Raw genomic sequence first — 21685 nt, forward strand, 5'->3', positions numbered from 1 at the left:
CCCAGTCAGCAAAAAACAATTGCCGACTGCCGATTGTGGACTGCCGACTGCCGACTGTGGACTGCCGACTGTGGACTGCCGACTGTGGACTGCCGACTGCCGACTGCCGACTGCCGACTGCCGACTGTGGACTGTCGACTGCCGATTGCCGACTGTGGACTGCAGACTTAAAGGTATTCAATGTGATTTTGAAAAATTATACATTTTGCAACGTTAGTTTAAACTAAAGCCTTAATTTTTTATATCTATGGGCCAAGTAATATTAAAAGGGATGGAATTTTTTGCCTATCATGGTTATTCTTATGAAGAGCAAAAGGTAGGGAATAAATACAGCGTGGATATTAAGATCACTACAGATACTACCAAAGCCGCAGAAACCGATGAACTTCAGTATACAGTTAATTATGAAAAATTATATAAGGTCATATCGGATCAAATGAAAATTTCTTCTCACTTGTTGGAACATCTGGCAAACAGGATAATTAAGGAGGCATTTGAAAAATTTCCGTTTGTTGATGATATAGAGGTTTGTATTTCTAAATTCAACCCTTCAGTTTCTGGTCTATGCAAAGCCGCAAAAGTTATAATTTCCCGGTCAAAAAAATAGAGGATGAAAAAAAAACTACTATTAATTCTGTTCCTTTTCATTCTGCATTCTTCATTCAGCCTTATTAATTCAAATAAGCCTGCTTATATAATTTTCAATAAAAATGGAAAACCTGCTTCTTATGATAAGATGCTGAGGCAAGCCGCTGAGTCAGATATCATATTGTTCGGAGAGCTGCACAACAACCCGGTTTCTCACTGGCTTGAATTGGAATTAACAAAAGACTTATTTAAACTAAAAGGCGCTAAGCTTTTGGCGGGGGCGGAAATGTTTGAAGCAGATGACCAGATCATTATCAATGAATATTTATCAGGAACGATAAAAGCTAAACATTTGGAGAAAGAAGCTAAAATATGGAATAATTATAAAACAGACTATAAGCCCTTGGTTGAGTTTGCACTTCAAAAAAAAATCCCATTCATTGCTACAAATATTCCGCAGAGATATGCCAATTTGGTTTTTAGAAAAGGATTGTCTGCATTAGAAGGCCTTAATGAAGAAGCAAAGAAATATATTGCCCGGTTACCGGTAACCGTTGATCTTGAATTACCCGGTTATAAGAAAATAATCGAAGGTAAACTAATGGGACATGGTGATGAAATCAACCTTGAAAATATGGCAAAGGCACAGGCAAGCAAAGATGCTACAATGGCGCATTTTATTTTGAAAAATTGGGCGGAAGGAAAAATATTTGTTCATTATAACGGTACGTATCATTCTAATAATTTTGAAGGAATATACTGGTATTTAAAAAAGGGTTACTCCGAAATTAAAATTTTAACGATTAGCACGGTAGAACAGAGTAAAATTGAACCATTAGCTGAAGAAAATACCGGGATCGCAGATTACATTATTGTAATTCCTGAATCAATGACAAAGACTTATTAGCGCATAGCATCCCGAGTACTCGGGAGTGGCTTGAAGGTAAGCAAGTCCCCTTTAGGGGATTTAGGGGTAAATTGCTATGCACCCTGCGCTTTGTGTTTTTATGTATAAAAAAAAGTAAATTTTTTTTTATTTAATAAATAAAGCTAACTTTGAGCGCACATAACAACTAGACCAAGGAGGTTTTCATATCCTGTCGGTTTATAAAAATGAAAGGAGGTAATAAAAAGCAAAATATTTTTTAGACTACGTAGACTATTCCATAGCAGCTATGGGATATTCGCAGGTACATTGAACCTTGATGGTTTTTTGGGCCTAATACAAAATTAAATTAACTCATTATTTTTAAAACTATTTTATTTAAATTTAAATTAAAAAACAATAATTATGAAACATTTACTTAAGAAATTTTGTGCCGGCAGTTTATTAATAACACTGCTATTATTAAGTCAGGGACTTAAAGCACAAGACACGTTGTGGTACAATTGTACGGGAATGGCCCCGCATAACGGTCAATTGTTTGAATTCAGATTGCTAGATGTCAATTGGATGGAAATAGGGAGGGCAATGGATACCGTTGCTGGTGGTACTGTTATGGTCTGGGTTGAGGCTCCTTCAGGTTTAGTAGCGTTAGATACTTTTTATTTAGAGTATTACGCTGATCATGATACTTCCGGGGGGTATACTTTCCCTGGTGATCATGCATGGCGTGACACCCTAGTAGCAGCGGGTGGTGATACCACGATATGGTGGGTACATAACCCCGCCACTATTATGGACATCATGTGGCCCGTTACCGGTATTAATGAATTGCACCCAAATATTACAAAAGTGCAAATTTTTCCTAATCCTGCTAGAGGAGCGTTTAATTTGAATCTTGTCCTTACCGATCATGAAAAGGTAATGATCAAGATATTCAGCGTAGAAGGTAAGCTTGTATTTGCCAGGCATTTAGGCAGCATTACAGGACATAATTCTATTGAATTAAATCTGTCAGATCAAAGTGCAGGCTTATACCACTTGCAGATAATAACAGACAAAGGAACCGTGAGTAAGGAAGTAGTGATTAAATAATCGACCCTTACTTCATATAACTTGCTGAAGTTTTTATCAACCCCACGAGATATTAAGTATATTTTGTGGGGTTTTTTTGTTAAATAAATTATTTATTTAGAATTTAGTGTCCACTAAATTAATGTGGTGTTAGGGGTTTCCACCCGACACTAATAAATAATGGAACTATTCATTGACATTCTCAAGATTTTATTACCTGCTCTAATAGTATTGTATGCTGTTTATCTTATCGTGAAATCATTTTTAGATAAGGAATTAGAAAAAAAGATGGTGGATCTTAAGACGAAAAATACCGAGTTAGTGCTGCCCATCAGGCTGCAGGCTTATGAGAGAATGTGTTTATTCCTGGAGCGGATCACTCCGCATAACCTCGTAGTACGGTTGAATAAAGATGGATATTCTGCCAGAGAATTCCATAAAAAGATACTTGAAGAGATCAACCATGAATATAATCACAATCTTTCACAGCAAGTATATATGAGTGATCAATCATGGTTATTAGTTAAAAATGCAAAAGAACAAATAATATCTATAATCAATCAATCTGCTGATCAATTACAACAAGGCGCTAAAGGTATGGATCTTGCTAAAATGATCTTTGATAATCTTATAAAAAAGAATGAAGATCCTACCAGCAAAGCGCTGACATTTTTGAAAGATGAGATCAGGCAGATCTTTTGAAAAATGGTTAAAAACAGTTAATAGCGGTTAATAATGGTTAATATCGGTTACTTTTTCATATGCTTAATCTTGAAAAAAAGGAGCATATTGCAAAAAAGCAGTGTTTTAAGCAACCGTTGTTAACTGTTGTTAACTGCTATTAACTGCTATTAACTTTTATTTAATGAAAAACATAATCAAATCACTAAAAACATTAACTCCTGCTGATTTGGATTTTCGGTCATTAGGGGATTGGGTTTATCAGTTTGATTTTAAAAAGATTGATTATAAGCACTTAATACCTTCGATACAAGACCCTAAAAATTATGCAAGAAATATATTAACCCTGAAGCCCATAGAATGCGTTATTTTACACTGGCCCCCTCAATGTGAGAGCGCCATTCATTACCATGAAGGCTTTTGGGGATATGTAGCAGTGCTTGAAGGGATTGCAGAAAATGTGGAGTATAGGTTGGAAAGCCCCCCTAAATCCCGAGTAGAGACGCCCAAATTGGGCGTCTCTACTCGGGATTTAGGGGGGCTGCTAATTAAGAGCACTACTTTGCGATCTTTTGAGGGAGGTATATTTCCGGAACCTGATAATGTAATACACAAAATTATTAATCCTCATTCTGCAGCTTTGGTAACAGCACATTTTTACTACCCTCCTTTGGAAGATTTTGCAGGAATGAAGATCTACGATATAGAAAACTGCAAGCTGGGAATTCTCAATGAAAAAGCCCAGACCGCCTCCTGGAATGAGCCTGAAGAGCATTTTCAGAAGATAGTTTCCAACGCTTTCCAGTATATTCCATATTACGAAAATAATAAAAAGCTTACCCATAAGATATACCCAATAGTACCCAAACCTCATAAAAGCGATATCCGGAAAATGGTAAGCGGTTATTATGAGGAGCAGGCAAGAGAATATGACAATTTCGATACCCGCCATGAATCACGAAACGCTTACGTACAAAAAATAAATGAATTGGTTGCCAAAGACCTTGTTCAGCAAAATTCGGGTTGGCCGCCATCGGATGGCTCTGCTGGTACGCGGGTTGTGCCATCCGATGGATCTGTGGGTAAAATAAATAATATGCTCATACTTGCCTGCGGAACCGGCAGGAGGGCAATAGAGATAAAGGAGCAGACTAAGCTGGACTATGAGATCACCTGTGTTGAGATGAGTAAGGAAATGTGTAAAATAGCTCAGCAGAGAGGTTTGAATGTGATCAATGCTGCGTGGTTAGATGCAGACCTCAGAAATGGATTACTTTTTGATGCAGTTACTTTCCTTTATGCCTTTGGGCATATTCCCAGCGAGGAAGAAAGGAAGAAAGTGTTGATGAAAGTAAATAAACATTTAAACATAGGAGGCCACTTTTATTTCGATGCTTTTAATATCAAAGATAAGAACGAATGGGGGGCCAGCGCTGTTAAAAATTATGAAAAGTTTAATCTTTCTAATTTTGATTATCAGAAAGGAGATGTTTTTTATAAAAAAGTGGATGGAGAACAGTTCGCTTTCCTGCATTATTTTACAGAAGATGAAATAATTAGCTTGTTGGGAAAGACTGGCTTTGAACTAGACCAAATGCTCAATATTGGATATGTAAATAAGTCCGGAGAAGTATTAAATGCTAAAGATGAAGGAGCGTTTTTTATTAAAGCTAAAAAAGTGAAACATCAATAGAGGAATTTTTTTTAAAAATAGCGCCCTTCATATTGTTTAAAAAAGTAGAATTGGTTGCTTCAGGTGTGAATTGAAACAGCTTTTTTGTAGGTAAATTCATAGTGCCCCACATTAGGTATTGGCATTTTCCATTTGTTATTTCTTTCTTTATATGACAGAGCACCATCTGTGTAGCTTTCTCAACCAGCATGTATTGTTGCTTTGTGAAAATAGTCTGAAATTGCCCTTTATATACTTCTTTTACCACCCCCTTTTCAACAAGAGCAATTAGGTATCCATTGGAATTGTATATATCGAAATTGATATCAATAAATTCTTCGTTCCAATCTTTAAAAGATAGAAATGGCTGGCCGCTATATACGAACATCTGTTCATAGTAGTAACTACCTCCCAGCTTAATGGTACATTCTGATAATCCTGATTCGGAACTCCCCTGCTCTAAGCGGGGAGACTCTGATGAGTCGGGCCTCAATTTTCGAGTTTCGAATTTCGAGTTTCGAATTTCGAGTTTCGAATGGCGGGATTTAGATTGGGACTCTGATGAGTAGCCCTCCGATAGTTGTTTATAATACCTAAAGTTTGTAGAATCTCCCAATGCTTCATAAGCTGCACTTAAATAACCATAAGCATATCCATTATCAGGATTCATGATGAGCAGTTTTTTATAGCTTTCAATTGATTTATCATAATTGCCTTTAGCAAACCAGGCAAGCCCCAAAATCCTGTAACAATACTGATCATTTGGATACAATGTTGCAAGTTTATTGCCGTAATAAATGGCGTTGTCTAATTGCCTTTCACGTTCATCAGTGATTACCAAATTTCGGTAGATTATGCCGGGTACTGCATTTTCTCTTGGAACAGCCCGCATTATATCCATTACTATATCCTCTTCTTTATCGCTTCTGCTATATTGCCAATATATTGAAGACAAAGATAAAAGAGCATCGGGGTTCAGCGTGTCAAGAGCAAAGCCCTTTTTAGCATATTTTAGGGCTAACTCGTAATTTCCATTATTGGCATAGCTCACGGCTAATTTAATGTAAACGCTCACATCTTCTGTATTACTGTTGACAATGTACTTTTCATAAAATTTTATTGCTTTATCATCGTTTAATCGGTTATAATAAATGTCTGCTAAATATTTATATATTTCTGTAACTGCCATAATACTATCTACAATCCTGGAAATTTGCTGATTATTTTCCATTGCAGCTGTAAGGTAATGCAGCATAAGTTCAGAATTTCCTGTTTGATAATATGCATATCCTAAATATATAAATGCCTCAATATTCTGAGGTTCAAAAATTGTTACCTTTTTAAAATAATTGATAGAAACCTTATATTGACCTCTATTAAATTCGTAAATCCCCATTTGAAGATAATAATTTGCCTTTATGGATTTATCCTCATGGTCTTGATTAATTAATTCATCAAAAGCATTGACTGGAATGGCAAAATTCAGATTTTGGGCATTGGTAGCCGATACGGAAACATAGGTACTGATACCTATCAATTCTCCTTTTACATTCACGATTGCTCCACCACTTGAACCAGGAGATAGCGGACATGAAACCTGTATGTAGGACATAGAGTTGTCATCACTTTTTCGAATCCCGCTGACAATACCTTCTGTTATAGTGTTTTCATAACCTTTAGGACTTCCTACAGAAAACACCTTTTCTCCTACCTGTACTTTATCACTGTTTGCCATGGTAACAGCGCCAAATGTCTTTTCGGATATCTTTAGCAGCATCATATCTTTTTGGATATCAAACCCAAGTATCACAACATCCCTGATAATTGAATCCTCGTGTTTGACAATGATATGTTGACCACCTTGAATTAAATGAAAATTGGTAATTACAAGCCCCTTTTTATCTATCACTACCCCGCTGCCTTGCCCTATGTTATTACACAAGGCGTCATGCGAATAAAGTGTAAGCACTGAACCTGTTACTTTTTTGTAGATCTTTTCTGCATCTACCTTTTGTGCCTTAGCTGTCTCGCATATATAGCAAAGGTGCCCGGCAACCGATGACCATAAAATTATCTTTAATACCTTTTTCATTATTCTAATGGGCATCTCTAAAAACTACACCATACATTCCCCTCTACCTGCCCGCCACGGCCAAGGCAGGCGGGTCAAGAGGGGCAAGGGGTGTGTTTTAAAAAATATGTAGTTTTTAGAGATGCCCTAATAATAATTTATATCTTTGCAAGATAAGTTAATTTCATTAAAACTGTAATAAAATTATGGGAGCAAATTTAAAAATTATTTTGTTAATTTTTAGCATGATCGTTGCAATTTTAATTTTTTTAAATAATTCATTTGGTGGAAATACTATAATTGAGCAGCAGAGACAGGATACATGTGCTATTAAATTGGGTGGTGGTATCTTTATTATTGACTGTGAAAAGCCATTACTTTATCGAAATTATCCAATTTTCACTGTACCCAAATCAAATAATAACCCTTATAGAGAGCCGCGTAATTTGATTGGGATCAGCTTCGATGTATATAATGCCAATGGGAAAATTATTGCAAGAGTAACTGAAGGCAGGCTTACCTATGGAGACAAAAATCGTTTCGTAATAGAATCAACCTCTGATGAATTTCTTCTTCAAGAAAAAAACACCAACTGGTTGATTTGCAGGATCCTAACACCCGGTCCGCCTCACAAGTTAGCGTATGATTGCGAATTATGGATGTGGATGAATCTATATATGCCAAATGGATTTTTATTTAAAGCTACACCTGAACAAATGAATGTTTCAATCAGATTCGTAGATTTAAGGAAAGGTGGAATGTTCTTACTACGAAATAATTCTGCGATTGAAGTTTATTAAAAATCCAAAGGGGTAAACATCCCAAAATACTCCAGGGTTAAAATCTCTATCGATAAAAAAAATAGTGTAGTGGACGGGCATAATGCAGAGACGAGGTATGTAGAGACGTTGCATGCAACGTCTCTACATACCTCGTCTCTGCACTCATTAGGGTTGAGCATTGACCATGCTGTAATAAAGGGGAGGCAATCATCGGATGGCTCTATAGCATCAGGGGTGGAGCCATCCGGTGAATATGCTGGCAAAGCTAATGCTACTGTTAATAGAATTGATGTTTTAATCAGTTGGAATTTCAGACATATTGTAAACCTTAACAAAATAAGACTTTTTAACTCTGTAAACCTAAAATTAGGTTTACCGCAAATTGATATAAGAACCCTGAAAGAATTAATTAACTATGAAGACTAAAAAAGAAATAAAAAAAAGTGACTTTAATAGTGTTAAATTCTTTCGTTCTGTAAAAAAAAAGATTTCTAAAAGTCTTGTAGGAACTTGAAACATTACCGCTTTTCTCCTGTACAACGTGGTGAAAGATGACAGTTTGAACTCAAACCAGAAATATTTTTAGAAAAACCCCTGGAGTAACTAAAATAAAATACTACTTTTACATCATCACACCCCGCATCCCGAGTACTCGGGATGCGGGGTGTGCGGGACACTTAAAGGTTGAACGTGCCTAACATAAAACCATTTAGTACCTAAAAATCTAAATTAAAAAGAGGAAAAGTACGTCCTATTGTGAATAAAGAGCTGCATTAAGACAATATGTTGCAAAAATTAATAATAATAGGGTCAACCAGCACCCAGTAACCAGCATCCAGTAACTGATAATTTGATGCATGATGTTAATAATGCTTACAATTTAAGTTGTTTTTTTTAACTTAGATTTTTAGGTAGTATCTTTTTTGCCCTGAACACCAAAAATTGTATTCTTTAATCCAAACCAATTTTAAAACCATGAAAAAACTTCTATTCTTATCCCTGTTTTTGCACATAATTTTTTGTGCAAAAGCCCAGCCAGGCTCCATTGACCTCTCCTTTACCGTAGGAACGGGAGCAAACGATTGGGTCGAGACAACCTCTATACAAAGCGATGGGAAAATTATTATCGGTGGTAACTTCACTTCCTATAATGGAACAGCAATAAACCGCATTGCCCGTCTCAATACCGATGGTACCCTTGACAGTACTTTTACCGTAGGTACGGGAGCAAACAGTTCTGTCAATACAACCTCTATACAAAGCGATGGGAAAATTATTATTGGTGGCAGTTTCTGGTCCTATAATGGAACAGCAATATACAATATTGCCCGCCTCAATACCGATGGTACCCTTGATAGTACTTTTACCGTTGGTACGGGAGCAAGCTTTTATGTCTATACAACCTCTATACAAAGCGATGGGAAAATCATTATCGGTGGTGTGTTCACTTCTTATAATGGAACGGCAAGAAATTATATTGCCCGCCTCAATACCGATGGAACTCTTGACGGAACTTTTACCGTAGGAACGGGAGCAAGCAGTTATGTCAGGACAACCTCTATACAAAGCGATGGGAAAATTATTATCGGTGGTAGCTTCACTTCCTATAATGGAACAGCAAGAAATTATATTGCCCGCCTCAATGCAGATGGTACCCTTGACAGTACTTTTACCGTTAGTACGGGAGCAAGTTATGATGTCTATACAACCTCTATATAAAGCGATGGGAAAATTATTATCGGTGGATGGTTCACTACCTATAATGGAACAGCAAGAAATTATATTGCCCGCCTCAATGTGGATGGTACCCTTGACGGAACTTTTAACCCTGGAACGGGAGCAAACGATTATGTCGATGCAACCTCTATACAAAGCGATGGGAAAATTATTATCGGTGGCAGGTTCACATCCTATAATGGAACAGGGAGGAACCGGATTGCAAGATTGTTAAATTGTTTCCCATCCATACCGACAATTACTCAAAACGGGGATACACTTTCTTCCTCTACTGCCAACAGTTATCAGTGGTTCTTTAACGGAGATACAATTCCCGGTGAGACAAGCCAGATTTACACAGCCACACAATCAGGTTTTTACATGGTTTCCATAACTGACGCCAACGGTTGTTCGGCTGCATCAGACTCATTGAGCGTAACCATTTCAAGCATTAAAGAATATAAATCAATTTATGGTTTAAAAATATATCCCAATCCCAATACCGGAGAGTTCAATATTGTAATGCTTGTCCCGAACGAAGTGAGGGAACTCCAGCTAAAAATCGTCAACAATTTGGGGCAGGTTTTATTTAGAGAAAAGCTAAAACAATTTAAAGGCATCTACGAAAAGCAACTTGATTTAAATAAATATCCGGCAGGCATCTATAAACTCCAATTAATAAGCAAAAAAGGAGTAATCAATAAACAGATAATAATAATTTATTAAGTTTTTTTAAACTTTTTTCCATTGTAACCATTTATTGCTGTTTTTACAGTTTAGGCGAAATATTGAGCTTTAACACTTTTGATGTAAATTTTCCATATCCACTATAAAATTCACGGAATTTCCCCTGCCTGCGCTGAAGCTTCGGCAGGCAGGCATTTGTGTTTTCAAAGCCGGTCACTTCGTTATCTTTAGGGTCGATGGACCAGAATTCCTGTACGCCATATTTTTCATAAATTCTTTTTTTAATTTTAATATCATAATAAGCGGTAGATGGTGATAAAATTTCAATTACCATATCAGGCGCTCCATGGATACCATCATCTCTTACAATATCACTTCTTTGGTTTGAAACAAAAACAATATCGGGCTGCAAAACATTATTTTCATCAAAATATACATCTATTGGAGCGCAACGGACTTCTCCTATCGGGTTGTCTTTCAGAAAGATTCTTATTTGGGTTAAAATATCAGCCACTATGCCCTGGTGCCCGTAAGTCGGTGCCGGCTCGCCCAATGCTATTAATGCGCCATTAATGAGTTGGTGAGGGTCGCCTTCCTCAAGCTGTCTATAATCTTCAACTGTGTAATGTTTTTGAGCTGTTGTTATCATTTCCTGCTTTTTTTATTCTGCAATAAAAATAAATATTTAATAACTCAAATATAAACAACTTTTATTAAACAAAAAAAAATTGATAATTAAAATTATTAAATTGTTATATTGCTATATTGCTAAGATGTAAATTGTTTTTTTCATAATTTAAAGGAGTTAATCTCCCTGCGCTATAGCCTCGGGAGGTAAAATTTCCATGATTATCTAAATCAGGAAAATCACTAAATTCTGATTATCATGTTTCATACAAAAGTTTTTTGTAATTTCGCATCGTAATTATCTGTTGATATTATATCCTTAACTGTTATGGAAACGTATTTGAAAGAAAAACTGAAAGTTGATATGGATCTCTTGAAAATGTTTGCTGTCATCATACTAATTTTAGGTGGTGGTATTATTTCAATATTTTTAACAAATCAATTTATTCTAAATATCTATGAATTATTTTTAGTCATTTTTGGTTGTATATTAATAGTGGTATTTTTTATTGCTGCTGTAAAGAGATATATTAACATTCATAAAAACTTAAATAAACTCAAAAATTCATGAATTATGTTTTTTTTATTGTAGTCACTTTTATTGCTGTAGCTCTTATTTCCTTGGTTGTTGCTTTCGAAATCATAGACAGAAAAGCAGCTAAAGAAGATAAATAAGTCTGAATCCCCGTCCCGAGGCGCTATAGCCAAAATACTTCCGAAATCTTTAAGATTTAGGAAGTTTATTTAATGTGGTGTCAGGTGTTTCCACCTGACACCCATTACTATCCACGATGAAAAAGTTTTTGATCTATACACTTACAATGCTGCTGTGTCATGTATTACCGCTTGAGACAATTGCACAGTATCAGAAATACTCGAGGGTTAAAATCCCTATTGATAAAAAACATGCTCGTACACTACACTCATTAGGGTTGAGCATTGACCATGCTGTAATAAAGGGGAGGCAATCATCGGATGGCTCTATAGCATCAGGGGTGGAGCCATCCGGTGAATATGCTGGCAAAGCTAATGCTTTTATAATAACCGATCTGTCAGCTTATGAAATTAACCTGCTGGATCAAAACGGATTTGCACTTCAAATATTAATTGATGATGTATCAAAATTTTATCAGGATAGGAGTAAGAAAGACCGCAGCCCCCCTCTAACTCCCCCCAAAGGGGGGAGAACTGGCCAACCCTTAAATCCCCCAAGAGGGAAAAGCGATGGCAAAGTCTCCCCCTTTGGGGGAGATTTAGAGGGGGCTGCTGTTTGCCCTGCACCTAACCCAAACGACACCATTACCACACCCGGTGGCTTTTCCCTCGGCTCAACGGGCGGGTTTTTTACCTACAATGAAATGTTGGCCCATCTTGATACGATGGCTGCTCAATACCCGGGTATTATTTCAGTAAAACAGCCCATTGATACGTTCACTACGATTGAAGGACGTCCTGTTTTCCGGGTTAAGATTTCAGATAATCCGCTCGCAGATGAAAGCAGTACGGAGGCCCAGGTTTTATATACTGCCATTCACCATGCCCGTGAACCGGTGTCCATGTCGCAGTTGATATTCTATATGTATTATTTGTTAGAAAATTATGGGCAGGATACGCTCGTAACAAGTATTGTTGACCGGACGGAAATGTTTTTTGTCCCCTGTGTCAACCCTGACGGGTATATTTACAACGAAACTACCAATCCATCTGGCGGGGGGATGTGGCGAAAGAACAGGAGAAACAACGGAGACGGCACCTTTGGCGTTGACCTTAACAGAAATTACGGGTATAACTGGGGCTTTGATGATTTTGGCTCATCGCCCAATACAAACAGTGAGACCTATAGAGGTACCGCACCATTTTCTGAACCAGAAACACAGGCGATGCAATATTTATGCGAACAACACAATTTTAAGATCGCCTTAAATTATCACGCATTTGGGAATTTGTTGATATATCCGTGGGGTTATGACTATGGAATTTATACACCCGATTCAGCGCGTTTTGTACAATTTGCCCTCCTGTTAACAAAAAATAATAATTATGTATATGGTACGGGCGACCAAACCGTTGGTTATATCGTAAACGGTGACGCTGATGACTGGATGTATGGTGAGCAGGGCACAAAAAATATGATCCTTGCCATGACCCCTGAAGTGGGCAGCTCAAATGATTTTTTCTGGCCTGCGCCTTCAAGGATCATTCCATTATGCAAAGACAACATTTTTGCAAATCTCTATATGGCCATGCTGTCCGGCTCTTTTGTGAATGTAGAACCGGAAAGCGGCCTTTTTATTAGTAGTTACAACGGTACCATTAAATTTGATCTGACAAGCATAGGCCTGTTATTACCAACCAACGTCTCTGTGAGTCTGTATAGTACAAATCCTTACGTAACAGGTATTGACAGCGCCAAAAATTTTACCGGCATTACAGACATGACTCCTGTAACGGATTCCTTTTCTTTTTCTTTAGACAACCTTATTCCCAAGAATACTGAAATTGAGTTTGTTTTTATGGTAAATGACGGGCTTAATGTCTATGAATTTGTTGTGACTAAATTGTTTAATAATTCTCTGCCTTTTTTATCTGATAGCTTAAATAATTTAACTAACTGGAGCACTGCTAACTGGGGAATTACTACCGCTCAATATTATTCACCTCCTTCATCAATAACGGATTCACCATTTGGAAATTATTTGCCAAATGACAGCAATTCCGTAACTTTAAATCAACCGGTTGATCTGACTGGAGCCGTAGATGCTTATCTTACTTTTTGGGCAAAATGGGATATAGAATCCAACTGGGATTACCTGCAGGTAAAAGCATTTAATGGAAGTAACAACCAGCCGCTTTGTGGTTTCTATACAAGACCCGGCTCGGGTTTTTTCCAGCCATCCGGAGAACCTTTATACGATGGCATTCAGGGTAACTGGGTGCAGGAAATTATGAGCTTAAACGATTACCTCGGCCAGACAATTAACATAAGATTTGTACTCAACAGCGATGGAGGGCTTGAAAAAGATGGTTTCTATTTTGATGATTTCCAGGTTTTTGTAAGTTATCCCCAGTCCCCTGTTGTTAACCTTGGCGATACTATTTCATTTTGTTTGGGTGATTCAGTAACGCTTGACGCAGGTAATCCGGGAAGTAATTATCTCTGGTCAACGGGCGATACTACTCAAACGATCGTTGTTGACTCTGTCGGGATATACAGTGTTACAGTCACCGATTCAATATGGATCGTTAGCGATAGCGTTGTTGTCGTCTCATTGAGTACGTTTCCTACAGCAGCTTTTATTGATTCTGTAAATGGATTTTCAGCAAGCTTTATCAATATTTCTACAAACGCTGAATTATACTTTTGGGATTTTGGCGATTCCACTACCTCAAACTTATCTGATCCTGTTCATACTTATAATAATGCTACATGGTATTATGTGTGTTTAATAGCAGAAAATGCCTGCGGTTCAGATACCGTTTGTGATTCTGTTACAGTGACTGCAACTGGAATAAAAAATGTGGAAACTGATTTTGTAACCCTTCAAAACTATCCTAACCCAGCCGCAGATTTCACAACGATAAAATATAAAATATCTGGTGAACTTGAAAACCCTGTTATCGAAATATTCAATTTATTAGGAGTTTCAGTTGGAAAATATGCCATTAACAATGCAGAAGGTTATCTTGAACTTGCTACATACAAATTAACACCCGGCATATATTATTATCGTTTGAAAGCTGCAAATTATACCTCTGCATTTTTGAAGATGGTAGTGTTAAAAAAGCGATAATGAATAAAGATATTTGTAATATTGCAGGAAATTAGGTATTATTAAATAATATTGCAACTTTTTTTTACAACTATTCTTATAATTAATCATGTTTAAATCATCCGGAACCTATATAACTAAAGAAGCTAAAACCCATTTAAGCTATTTAGTAGCGCTTGCTAAAGTAGATGGTGACGTAGATAAATCAGAGCTTGATCTATTATTTAAAATTGGAAAAAGATTTGGTTTAAATGAAAAGGATATAAAATCCATTTTTAATCATCCTAATACTACAAAGATTGAATATCCTATAACCAATGAGGCCAAGTTTGAGCAGATATATGACCTTGTTCACATGATGCTGGCAGATGAAATAATACAGGATGTAGAAATGGATTTTTGTATTGATATGGCAAGTAAATTGGGTATGAAAAAAAACATAGTAGATGTGTTGGTAAGAAAGATATATTGGGGAACAAAAGATGGAAAGAGCAGGGATGAGATAAAAGAAGAAGTGAAATTGGCGTAATATACCAGATTTGAAAAATCAGAGTATTTAGCAATACGTTGGCGGTAATGCCTACAAAAAAACAAGAGAAACAGTAGTCATTTACCATTGAATTTCGTATTAATTCAAAAATATTTTAAAACTTGATATTATGGGACTTATAGCAAAACCGAAAGACGTTGACTTTTATGTTAAATTATGGCAAATATTGGCAAAATAACCCAGATTATCGGCCCTGTAGTAGATGTCAGTTTTGAGGGTGATGGAGTAGAATTACCCAACATCCTTGACGCTTTAGAGGTAACAAAGGAGAGCGGACAAAAAATAGTATTGGAATGTCAAAAGCACCTTGGCGAGAATATAGTCAGAACCATTGCTATGGATGGTACTGAAGGATTGAGGAAAGGATTGGACGTGATTGATACAGGTACACCAATTACTATGCCGATTGGCGAAAATATCAGGGGGAGATTGTTCAATGTTATAGGTGAAGCAATAGACGGTATTGAGCAACCGAAAACAGACAAGACGCTTCCAATCCATAGACCTGCACCAAAATTTGAGGATCTTTCCACTACCAGCGAAGTATTATTTACAGGGATTAAAGTAATTGACCTTTTAGAGCCCTATGTAAAAGGGGGAAAGATCGGGTTGTTCGGAGGCGCTGGTGTTGGTAAAACAGTGTTGATCATGGAATTGATCAACAACATTGCTAAAGCATATTCGGGATTAAGTGTGTTTGCAGGGGTAGGAGAGCGAACCCGTGAGGGGAATGACCTCCTAAGAGAAATGATTGAATCAGGCGTGATCAAATATGGAGATAAATTTATAGAGGCCATGGAAAAAGGAGACTGGGATCTTTCAAAAGTGGATAGGAAAGATTTGCACAAATCCCAGGTAACCCTGGTTTTTGGCCAGATGAATGAACCACCTGGAGCGCGTGCACGCGTTGCACTTTCAGGATTGACCGTAGCTGAGTATTTCCGTGATGGAGATGGTGAGGGCAAAGGCAATGACATTCTGTTATTTATTGATAATATATTCAGATTTACCCAGGCTGGTTCGGAAGTATCCGCTCTTCTGGGCCGTATGCCTTCTGCAGTAGGTTATCAGCCCACGCTGGCTACTGAAATGGGCGCTATGCAAGAGCGTATTACATCTACTAAAAGAGGTTCTATCACTTCGGTGCAAGCAGTTTACGTACCTGCTGACGATCTAACCGACCCGGCACCGGCAACAACGTTTGCCCACCTTGATGCTACTACGGTATTGTCCAGAAAAATTGCTGAACTGGGAATTTATCCCGCTGTGGACCCGTTAGATTCCACTTCAAGAATATTATCCGTAGAGGTTTTAGGGGAAGAACATTACAATACAGCACAAAAAATCAAGGAAATTTTACAACGGTATAAAGAATTGCAGGACATTATTGCTATCCTGGGAATGGATGAGCTGTCAGAAGAGGATAAACAGACAGTAAACCGGGCCAGGCGTGTGCAGCGGTTTTTGTCGCAACCATTTTTTGTGGCAGAACAGTTCACAGGATTAAAAGGGACGTTGGTAGATATTAAAGACAGCATTAAAGGATTTAATATGATCATGGATGGAGAGCTGGATCATCTCCCTGAAGCTGCATTTAACCTTGTCGGCACCATTGAACAAGCTATTGAAAAAGGAGATAAGCTGCTGGCTAAGGCTAAATGATAATTTGGGAAGGAAATAGGAAATAAGGAAATAAGGAAATAAGGAAATAGGGAAATAAGGGTTGGCTATCATCGGATGACTCTCCGGATTATGCGTTGGGGTCATCCGATGAATTTGCTGGCATAACGACTAAAAGGAAATAAGGGAATAAGAGAAACCGTATACAGAATTATACCTTTATTCCCTTTATTCCCTCTATTCCTTTATTTCCTTATTTCCTTTTTAAAAAAAAATGAAAAATGTACTTAGAAATACTCACGCCAGATAAAAAAATATTTGAGGGGGAAGTTGAGGCAGTACAGTTGCCAGGCAAAAAAGGGTTGTTTGAAGTTTTAAACGGCCATGCCCCCATTATCAGCGATCTTGAAGAAGGAAAGATCAGGATCAAAACCTCAAATGATGAACAGATATTTAACATAGATGGGGGTGTGGTGGAAGTGCTGGAAAACAAGATCGTGGTGTTGGTAGAGGCAGTATTAGAGGAAGGTTGATAGTTTCAAAAAAAATTATTATAATAATAAAAAGCTGTGAAATCATTAATCACTACCTTAATCTTAGCTGGGTATTTGTTTTATCCTTTACGCGCACAAGATGAACAAAGTAAACAACTATTTGAAGCTGTAAATAAAAAAGATTTAGAGCAGGTAAAAAAGCTTCTGGATGACGGGGTAGATGTCAATACAGCAGATAATGGTGGAGAAACACCTTTATTTGAAGCTGTAATTAGGGATCAAGTTGAAATGACACAATTTTTGGTGTCAGAAGGGGCAGATGTAAACGTAAAGAATATAATTGGTAATACGCCTTTACATTATACTGATCATTATAAAATTACTAAATTACTTATTGAAAATGGGGCAAATGTCAGCGCCAAGAACAAAGAAGGCAATACTCCTTTACACGAACACGCTTATCACGCAAAAATTGAGACCATAAAAACGCTTTTAGATCAGGGCGCTGATGTAAATGCTGTAAATAGAGATGGGTTGACACCTATATTTATGGCTACAAGCAATCGGAGTGAAATCCTGGATCTTTTATTAGAAAAAGGCGCAGATGTGAAAGCTAAAACCAAGTATGGGTGGACGGTTATACATGAGGCTGTTAGAAATGTATATGATATATTAGATCTTGTGGGTGTTGCCAATTGTGGACCTGAATTTTCTTCAAAAATAGAATTTCTGATACAAAAAGGGGCTGATATAAATTCAAAAACTAAATATGGGATCACTCCTTTGTTTGGAGCAATTGAGTTAGATTATGAAGAAATAATTAAAATATTAATAGATAAAGGCGCGGAGGTAAACGCAAAGACAAAATATGGAGACACCCCTTTATTCGAGGCAATCGCGAAAAGTGATTCAAGTTATATAGATATTATTGAATTACTAATAAAAAAGGGAGCTGAAGTGAATGTTGTAAATAAATATGGCGTTTCTGCTTTGGATCTTGCTTTCACGAATCAGCTATTTGAGATCGCTAAGTTGTTAATAGAAAAAGGAGCTGATATAAATCAAGTGGATAAATTCAAAGACACGCCTTTACATAAAGCTGTTAATGCAGGTAAAGTTGATTTAATCAAGTTAATATTAGAAAAAGGGGCTAATACAGATACGAAGAATAAGATTGGTACTACACCTTTAAATTTAACTATGCATTATTATAGCAATATTAATGACATAGAGATTTCTAAACAATACAAAGAAATTATGATGTTATTAATTAAAATGGGCGCCAATGTAAATACGAAATGTGAAGGTGAAGTTTCACCTTTAGAACATGCGGTTAAATTGGGAGATATAGAAATTGCAGCGTTGTTATTAGAAAAAGGGGCAGAAATAAACGCAATGAATAAGTATCAAATGGCCCCTTTAAATATTGCTATCACCAATGATAATCTTGAAATTGCAAAATTATTAATAGACAATGGCGCTGATGTTAATCCTGAAGAATCCAGACCTCTACATCAGGCTGCTTTTGAGGGGAAATATGAATTTATGAAATTATTTATAGAAAAAGGGGCAAATGTAAATATTCAAAAACTAAATGGTATGAGTGCCTTGCATCTTGCGGTGATAGAGGGTAATCCGGAAGTTGTGAAAATACTTATAGAAAGTGGAGCTGATCTATCATTGAAAAATAAGAAAGGGCAATCGGCATTAGACATCGCAAAGAAGAATAATAATGAAGAAATAATTGCTATATTAGAAGATCAACTGAAAAAATAAATGCCCCCTTCACCTGTTGTCTTTTTTTTGTTAAAAATATAAATTTAAATATATTGCACCTGTTGAGTTTGATTTAAAGTTAATTCCACTTGTCTTTGTTATACTACTACTATTATAATTTGGGCTAGAATAAGCGTTCTCTTCCAATCTATAATAAAAAGAAAATGTAGGTAGAATTTCTGTTGAAAGAGAAATTCTCGTATTAAAAACATATCTTAAGCCAATGACAGGCGCTATACCAGCGCTTATTGTCTGAAAACCCCTTGTTGATCTCAATGAATCATTATTATTATAATTTGTAGTATATGAATATCTATAATTTGAGGATAAATCAATACCGTAATAAAAAATTATTTTTTTAAAAATATTTTTGTACCATTCAATTCCTAATCTTATATCATAGCTAAATGATTTGTTTAATCTAGAAGAATTATTTGAACTTGATGTTAAATCAAAATTACCAGTTCTCATTCTTAAACCAAATCTAATTGCTTTATTATTTTTAAAATATTTTTTATAAGAAATTAAATATGGACTTGATCTCCAAATCACAACACCTATTTCATTTTTGTATTTATTTGATGAAGTTGTATCTTTATCGTTTTGCGCATAAATATCTATCTTAAAATTAATTATTATTAAAATTACTATTGCTGAATTAATGAAGTTTTTCATATCTCTTATTGCCCCATCTATATTTCCAAATAATTTACTAGGTAAAATATCATATGTTAATATCAGATTTGTTTGTTTACTAAAGTCTTGTGATAATAAATTGAATTAAAAGATTTAAAATAATAAGACAGGTAACCAATTTTTCCAGAAGCTTTTATAAAATTGTAAATTGTAAATGGGAAATGTAAAAATTACTTATTTCTTAATAGACAATGTATGAGGAATATTTCTGATTACCACATTGTTACTTATTTTTTCCAATTTATGGTCCTCGAATACAAGACTTTTGTTATTCACTATCCATTTTCCCCAGGTATTTTTGTTAGGGATTATATTATAATTCTCAACAACTTGATTTTGCTTAACATCATATACTTTGCTTTCCTTCCTTTCATTATTAGTAAACATAAAAAAATGGCCTTGATTATATACCCAACCAAAAGGTACTCCTATATCAAAGTGTGAAAACTCATCAATGATAGCATTCGTATGAGAGTTATATATTTGAAAACATGTTTTTCCATTTTGTAAAGGTGTATTGCATGATCCTTCTGATAAAGCTTCACCTGAATACAAAACATAATATTTGCCATCCGGTGAGAAATGAATAGACTTTACACCTGCATTTCCAACTTTTCTTGTATTACAATCATAACGTAATATTCTATTATTTGATTTTTCAGAAGGGACTACTTTTATGTATAATTCATTTTTATTTTGAGTTTGCAACCAATGTAAATCATACGGGTGTTTAATATTTTGCACTTGATATTTTTTCTTTGATGATATATCTAAAATATATAATTTATCAGATATAAACCCTATTCCGCCAAGAAAAAACTCCCCTGTTATATATGCTATTTTAGTACCATCTGGGCACCATACATATCTTCTAACATCATCATTAGTATAAACAATAGTTTTCCCATTAATATCAATAATTCTTAAAGAGTTTTTAGGTAATACCTGATATTTACCTTTCTCGAATATCCCTTTTTTATGTTCCAGGAATGCAATATAGTTATTTTGAGGGGATATCTTTACTCTACAAACAAGGTCTTTAGTAGTTTTATAAATGATATTTTCATTATTATCTATTAGATTTCTTTTAAATATTGCTTTTTTATTAGACAATTGTGTTCTAATTAAATAATCTTCATTTTGTGCAAATAAGATAATATGAACTAAAATAAAGTTAGTAATTAAAATTAGTACTTTCATGTTATTTAATTTTTATTGGACTAATAAACAGATTTTATGGTTTACTCAATCTTACTGTAAAATATGTTTCGTTACCCATCCTATCTTGTAAAAGCGAAGCAGCTACACCTAAATCTGATGCTGTAATTCCTAATGGTGCCAAAGCTACAAAAATTACTATTACTTTTGAATTTTTTTCTTTACATTCTGCAAGAAAATGTTTCATATATTGCTTTGTTTTAACAGTATCATGATCACCAGGGAAGAACTCAAGATTAACTGGCGTACCAGGAGCCAAACTATTTTCATATAAAACATCTACTTCTAAACCATTAAAGTGGCATAATATAGGAGAAACATCTCCACCATTTTCACTACTAAGAGCAATTACATTAAACATTTCACCAAAATTCACTTTATCAAGAGCCCGACCTGAATTTTCAACACAGTTAATCAATGTTAGTGTTCCCCAACTGACATCTGTGGGGACTGATGGAAAGGAACTTTGATATCCCTGACCAAGTACTAATGGTAATTTTATACTACCAGTAATAGTCCCTGTATTACAATAATCATCTTTCGCTAAACTTGGGTCATTATCGCAATCATTAATATTAAAATTGTGCTTGGCTTTATTTACACTATTTTTTTCTACATCGTCACTAATATTATCACCATCTCTATCAAAAACAGTTGGTTCCTTTCCACAAAATTTAGGATCTACTAAACCTTCCTGTTTACAACTAAATAATAATACACCAATAATTAATAGACCGCAGTAAATATACCACCAATGGTATTTTAATAATAAATTCATTT

General features: G+C 35.7%; 20 protein-coding genes. 15 read left to right on the forward strand and 5 right to left on the reverse strand.

The genetic code is table 11. The features are described from left to right. The first annotated feature begins 247 nt into the window (after window positions 1–247). The 5 genes from folB (at window position 248) to FVQ77_02560 (ending at window position 4919) form a co-directional block, all read left to right on the forward strand. Entirely contained in the window at window positions 248–607 is a 360-nt protein-coding gene (folB, locus tag FVQ77_02540; protein MBW8049220.1) for a dihydroneopterin aldolase, read from the forward strand. Between the two features lie 3 nt (window positions 608–610). Beyond that, window positions 611–1495 (forward strand): ChaN family lipoprotein, encoded by an 885-nt coding sequence (locus FVQ77_02545; GenBank protein MBW8049221.1) that lies wholly within the window; start codon window positions 611–613, stop codon window positions 1493–1495. Between the two features lie 384 nt (window positions 1496–1879). After that, window positions 1880–2566: a T9SS type A sorting domain-containing protein gene (locus tag FVQ77_02550; GenBank protein ID MBW8049222.1), complete on the forward strand. Its 687-nt coding sequence runs from the start codon at window positions 1880–1882 to the stop codon at window positions 2564–2566. Window positions 2567–2725: 159 nt separating this feature from the next. Continuing rightward, on the forward strand, window positions 2726–3247 hold the full coding sequence (locus FVQ77_02555; GenBank protein ID MBW8049223.1) for a hypothetical protein: 522 nt from the start codon (window positions 2726–2728) through the stop codon (window positions 3245–3247). Window positions 3248–3410: 163 nt separating this feature from the next. After that, window positions 3411–4919: a methyltransferase domain-containing protein gene (locus FVQ77_02560; GenBank protein MBW8049224.1), complete on the forward strand. Its 1509-nt coding sequence runs from the start codon at window positions 3411–3413 to the stop codon at window positions 4917–4919. Here the strand turns inward: FVQ77_02560 and FVQ77_02565 are convergent. Beyond that, complete coding sequence (locus FVQ77_02565; GenBank protein MBW8049225.1) at window positions 4897–7005, reverse strand: tetratricopeptide repeat protein; 2109 nt, start codon at window positions 7003–7005, stop codon at window positions 4897–4899. The two genes, FVQ77_02560 and FVQ77_02565, sit on opposite strands and share 23 nt — an antisense overlap. Window positions 7006–7175: 170 nt before the next feature. Here FVQ77_02565 and FVQ77_02570 point away from each other — a divergent pair, with 170 nt between their 5' ends. The 4 genes from FVQ77_02570 to FVQ77_02585 all read left to right on the forward strand — a co-directional run bounded on the left by FVQ77_02570 (window position 7176) and on the right by FVQ77_02585 (window position 10193). Then, window positions 7176–7769: a hypothetical protein gene (locus tag FVQ77_02570; protein ID MBW8049226.1), complete on the forward strand. Its 594-nt coding sequence runs from the start codon at window positions 7176–7178 to the stop codon at window positions 7767–7769. A 69-nt stretch (window positions 7770–7838) separates the two neighbouring features. After that, complete coding sequence (locus tag FVQ77_02575) at window positions 7839–8177, forward strand: type II toxin-antitoxin system VapC family toxin (protein MBW8049227.1); 339 nt, start codon at window positions 7839–7841, stop codon at window positions 8175–8177. 549 nt (window positions 8178–8726) lie between these two features. Beyond that, a complete protein-coding gene (locus tag FVQ77_02580) occupies window positions 8727–9470 on the forward strand; it encodes a hypothetical protein (GenBank protein MBW8049228.1) in 744 nt (247 codons plus the stop codon). A 78-nt stretch (window positions 9471–9548) separates the two neighbouring features. Then, on the forward strand, window positions 9549–10193 hold the full coding sequence (locus FVQ77_02585; protein MBW8049229.1) for a T9SS type A sorting domain-containing protein: 645 nt from the start codon (window positions 9549–9551) through the stop codon (window positions 10191–10193). 43 nt (window positions 10194–10236) lie between these two features. On the opposite strand, the gene FVQ77_02590 is transcribed toward FVQ77_02585, so the two are convergent. Continuing rightward, window positions 10237–10803 carry a Uma2 family endonuclease gene (locus FVQ77_02590; GenBank protein MBW8049230.1) on the reverse strand — a complete coding sequence of 189 codons (567 nt, stop codon included), beginning with the start codon at window positions 10801–10803 and terminating at the stop codon, window positions 10237–10239. Between the two features lie 306 nt (window positions 10804–11109). Here FVQ77_02590 and FVQ77_02595 point away from each other — a divergent pair, with 306 nt between their 5' ends. From FVQ77_02595 to FVQ77_02620, 6 genes are all read left to right on the forward strand, one after another. Next, window positions 11110–11352, forward strand: coding sequence for a hypothetical protein (locus tag FVQ77_02595; GenBank protein ID MBW8049231.1), 243 nt, complete (start codon window positions 11110–11112; stop codon window positions 11350–11352). Window positions 11353–11572: 220 nt separating this feature from the next. Further along, window positions 11573–14572 carry a T9SS type A sorting domain-containing protein gene (locus FVQ77_02600; protein ID MBW8049232.1) on the forward strand — a complete coding sequence of 1000 codons (3000 nt, stop codon included), beginning with the start codon at window positions 11573–11575 and terminating at the stop codon, window positions 14570–14572. Window positions 14573–14660: 88 nt separating this feature from the next. Beyond that, window positions 14661–15080, forward strand: a complete 420-nt coding sequence (locus tag FVQ77_02605) for a TerB family tellurite resistance protein (GenBank protein ID MBW8049233.1) — start codon at window positions 14661–14663, stop codon at window positions 15078–15080. 177 nt (window positions 15081–15257) lie between these two features. Next, the gene (gene atpD / locus FVQ77_02610; protein ID MBW8049234.1) at window positions 15258–16763 is read left to right on the forward strand and encodes a F0F1 ATP synthase subunit beta; all 1506 of its coding nucleotides are present in this window, start codon (window positions 15258–15260) and stop codon (window positions 16761–16763) included. Between the two features lie 239 nt (window positions 16764–17002). Then, window positions 17003–17254: an ATP synthase F1 subunit epsilon gene (atpC, locus tag FVQ77_02615; protein ID MBW8049235.1), complete on the forward strand. Its 252-nt coding sequence runs from the start codon at window positions 17003–17005 to the stop codon at window positions 17252–17254. A 36-nt stretch (window positions 17255–17290) separates the two neighbouring features. After that, the gene (locus FVQ77_02620; GenBank protein MBW8049236.1) at window positions 17291–18991 is read left to right on the forward strand and encodes a hypothetical protein; all 1701 of its coding nucleotides are present in this window, start codon (window positions 17291–17293) and stop codon (window positions 18989–18991) included. Between the two features lie 30 nt (window positions 18992–19021). On the opposite strand, the gene FVQ77_02625 is transcribed toward FVQ77_02620, so the two are convergent. The 3 genes from FVQ77_02625 to FVQ77_02635 all read right to left on the reverse strand — a co-directional run bounded on the left by FVQ77_02625 (window position 19022) and on the right by FVQ77_02635 (window position 21683). Beyond that, window positions 19022–19666 (reverse strand): hypothetical protein, encoded by a 645-nt coding sequence (locus FVQ77_02625; GenBank protein ID MBW8049237.1) that lies wholly within the window; start codon window positions 19664–19666, stop codon window positions 19022–19024. A 195-nt stretch (window positions 19667–19861) separates the two neighbouring features. After that, window positions 19862–20887 (reverse strand): hypothetical protein, encoded by a 1026-nt coding sequence (locus tag FVQ77_02630; protein MBW8049238.1) that lies wholly within the window; start codon window positions 20885–20887, stop codon window positions 19862–19864. A gap of 34 nt (window positions 20888–20921) precedes the next feature. Continuing rightward, on the reverse strand, window positions 20922–21683 hold the full coding sequence (locus tag FVQ77_02635; protein MBW8049239.1) for a hypothetical protein: 762 nt from the start codon (window positions 21681–21683) through the stop codon (window positions 20922–20924). Window positions 21684–21685: the final 2 nt, after the last annotated feature.

This window comes from Cytophagales bacterium (assembly GCA_019456305.1).
GTDB lineage: Bacteria > Bacteroidota > Bacteroidia > Cytophagales > VRUD01 > VRUD01.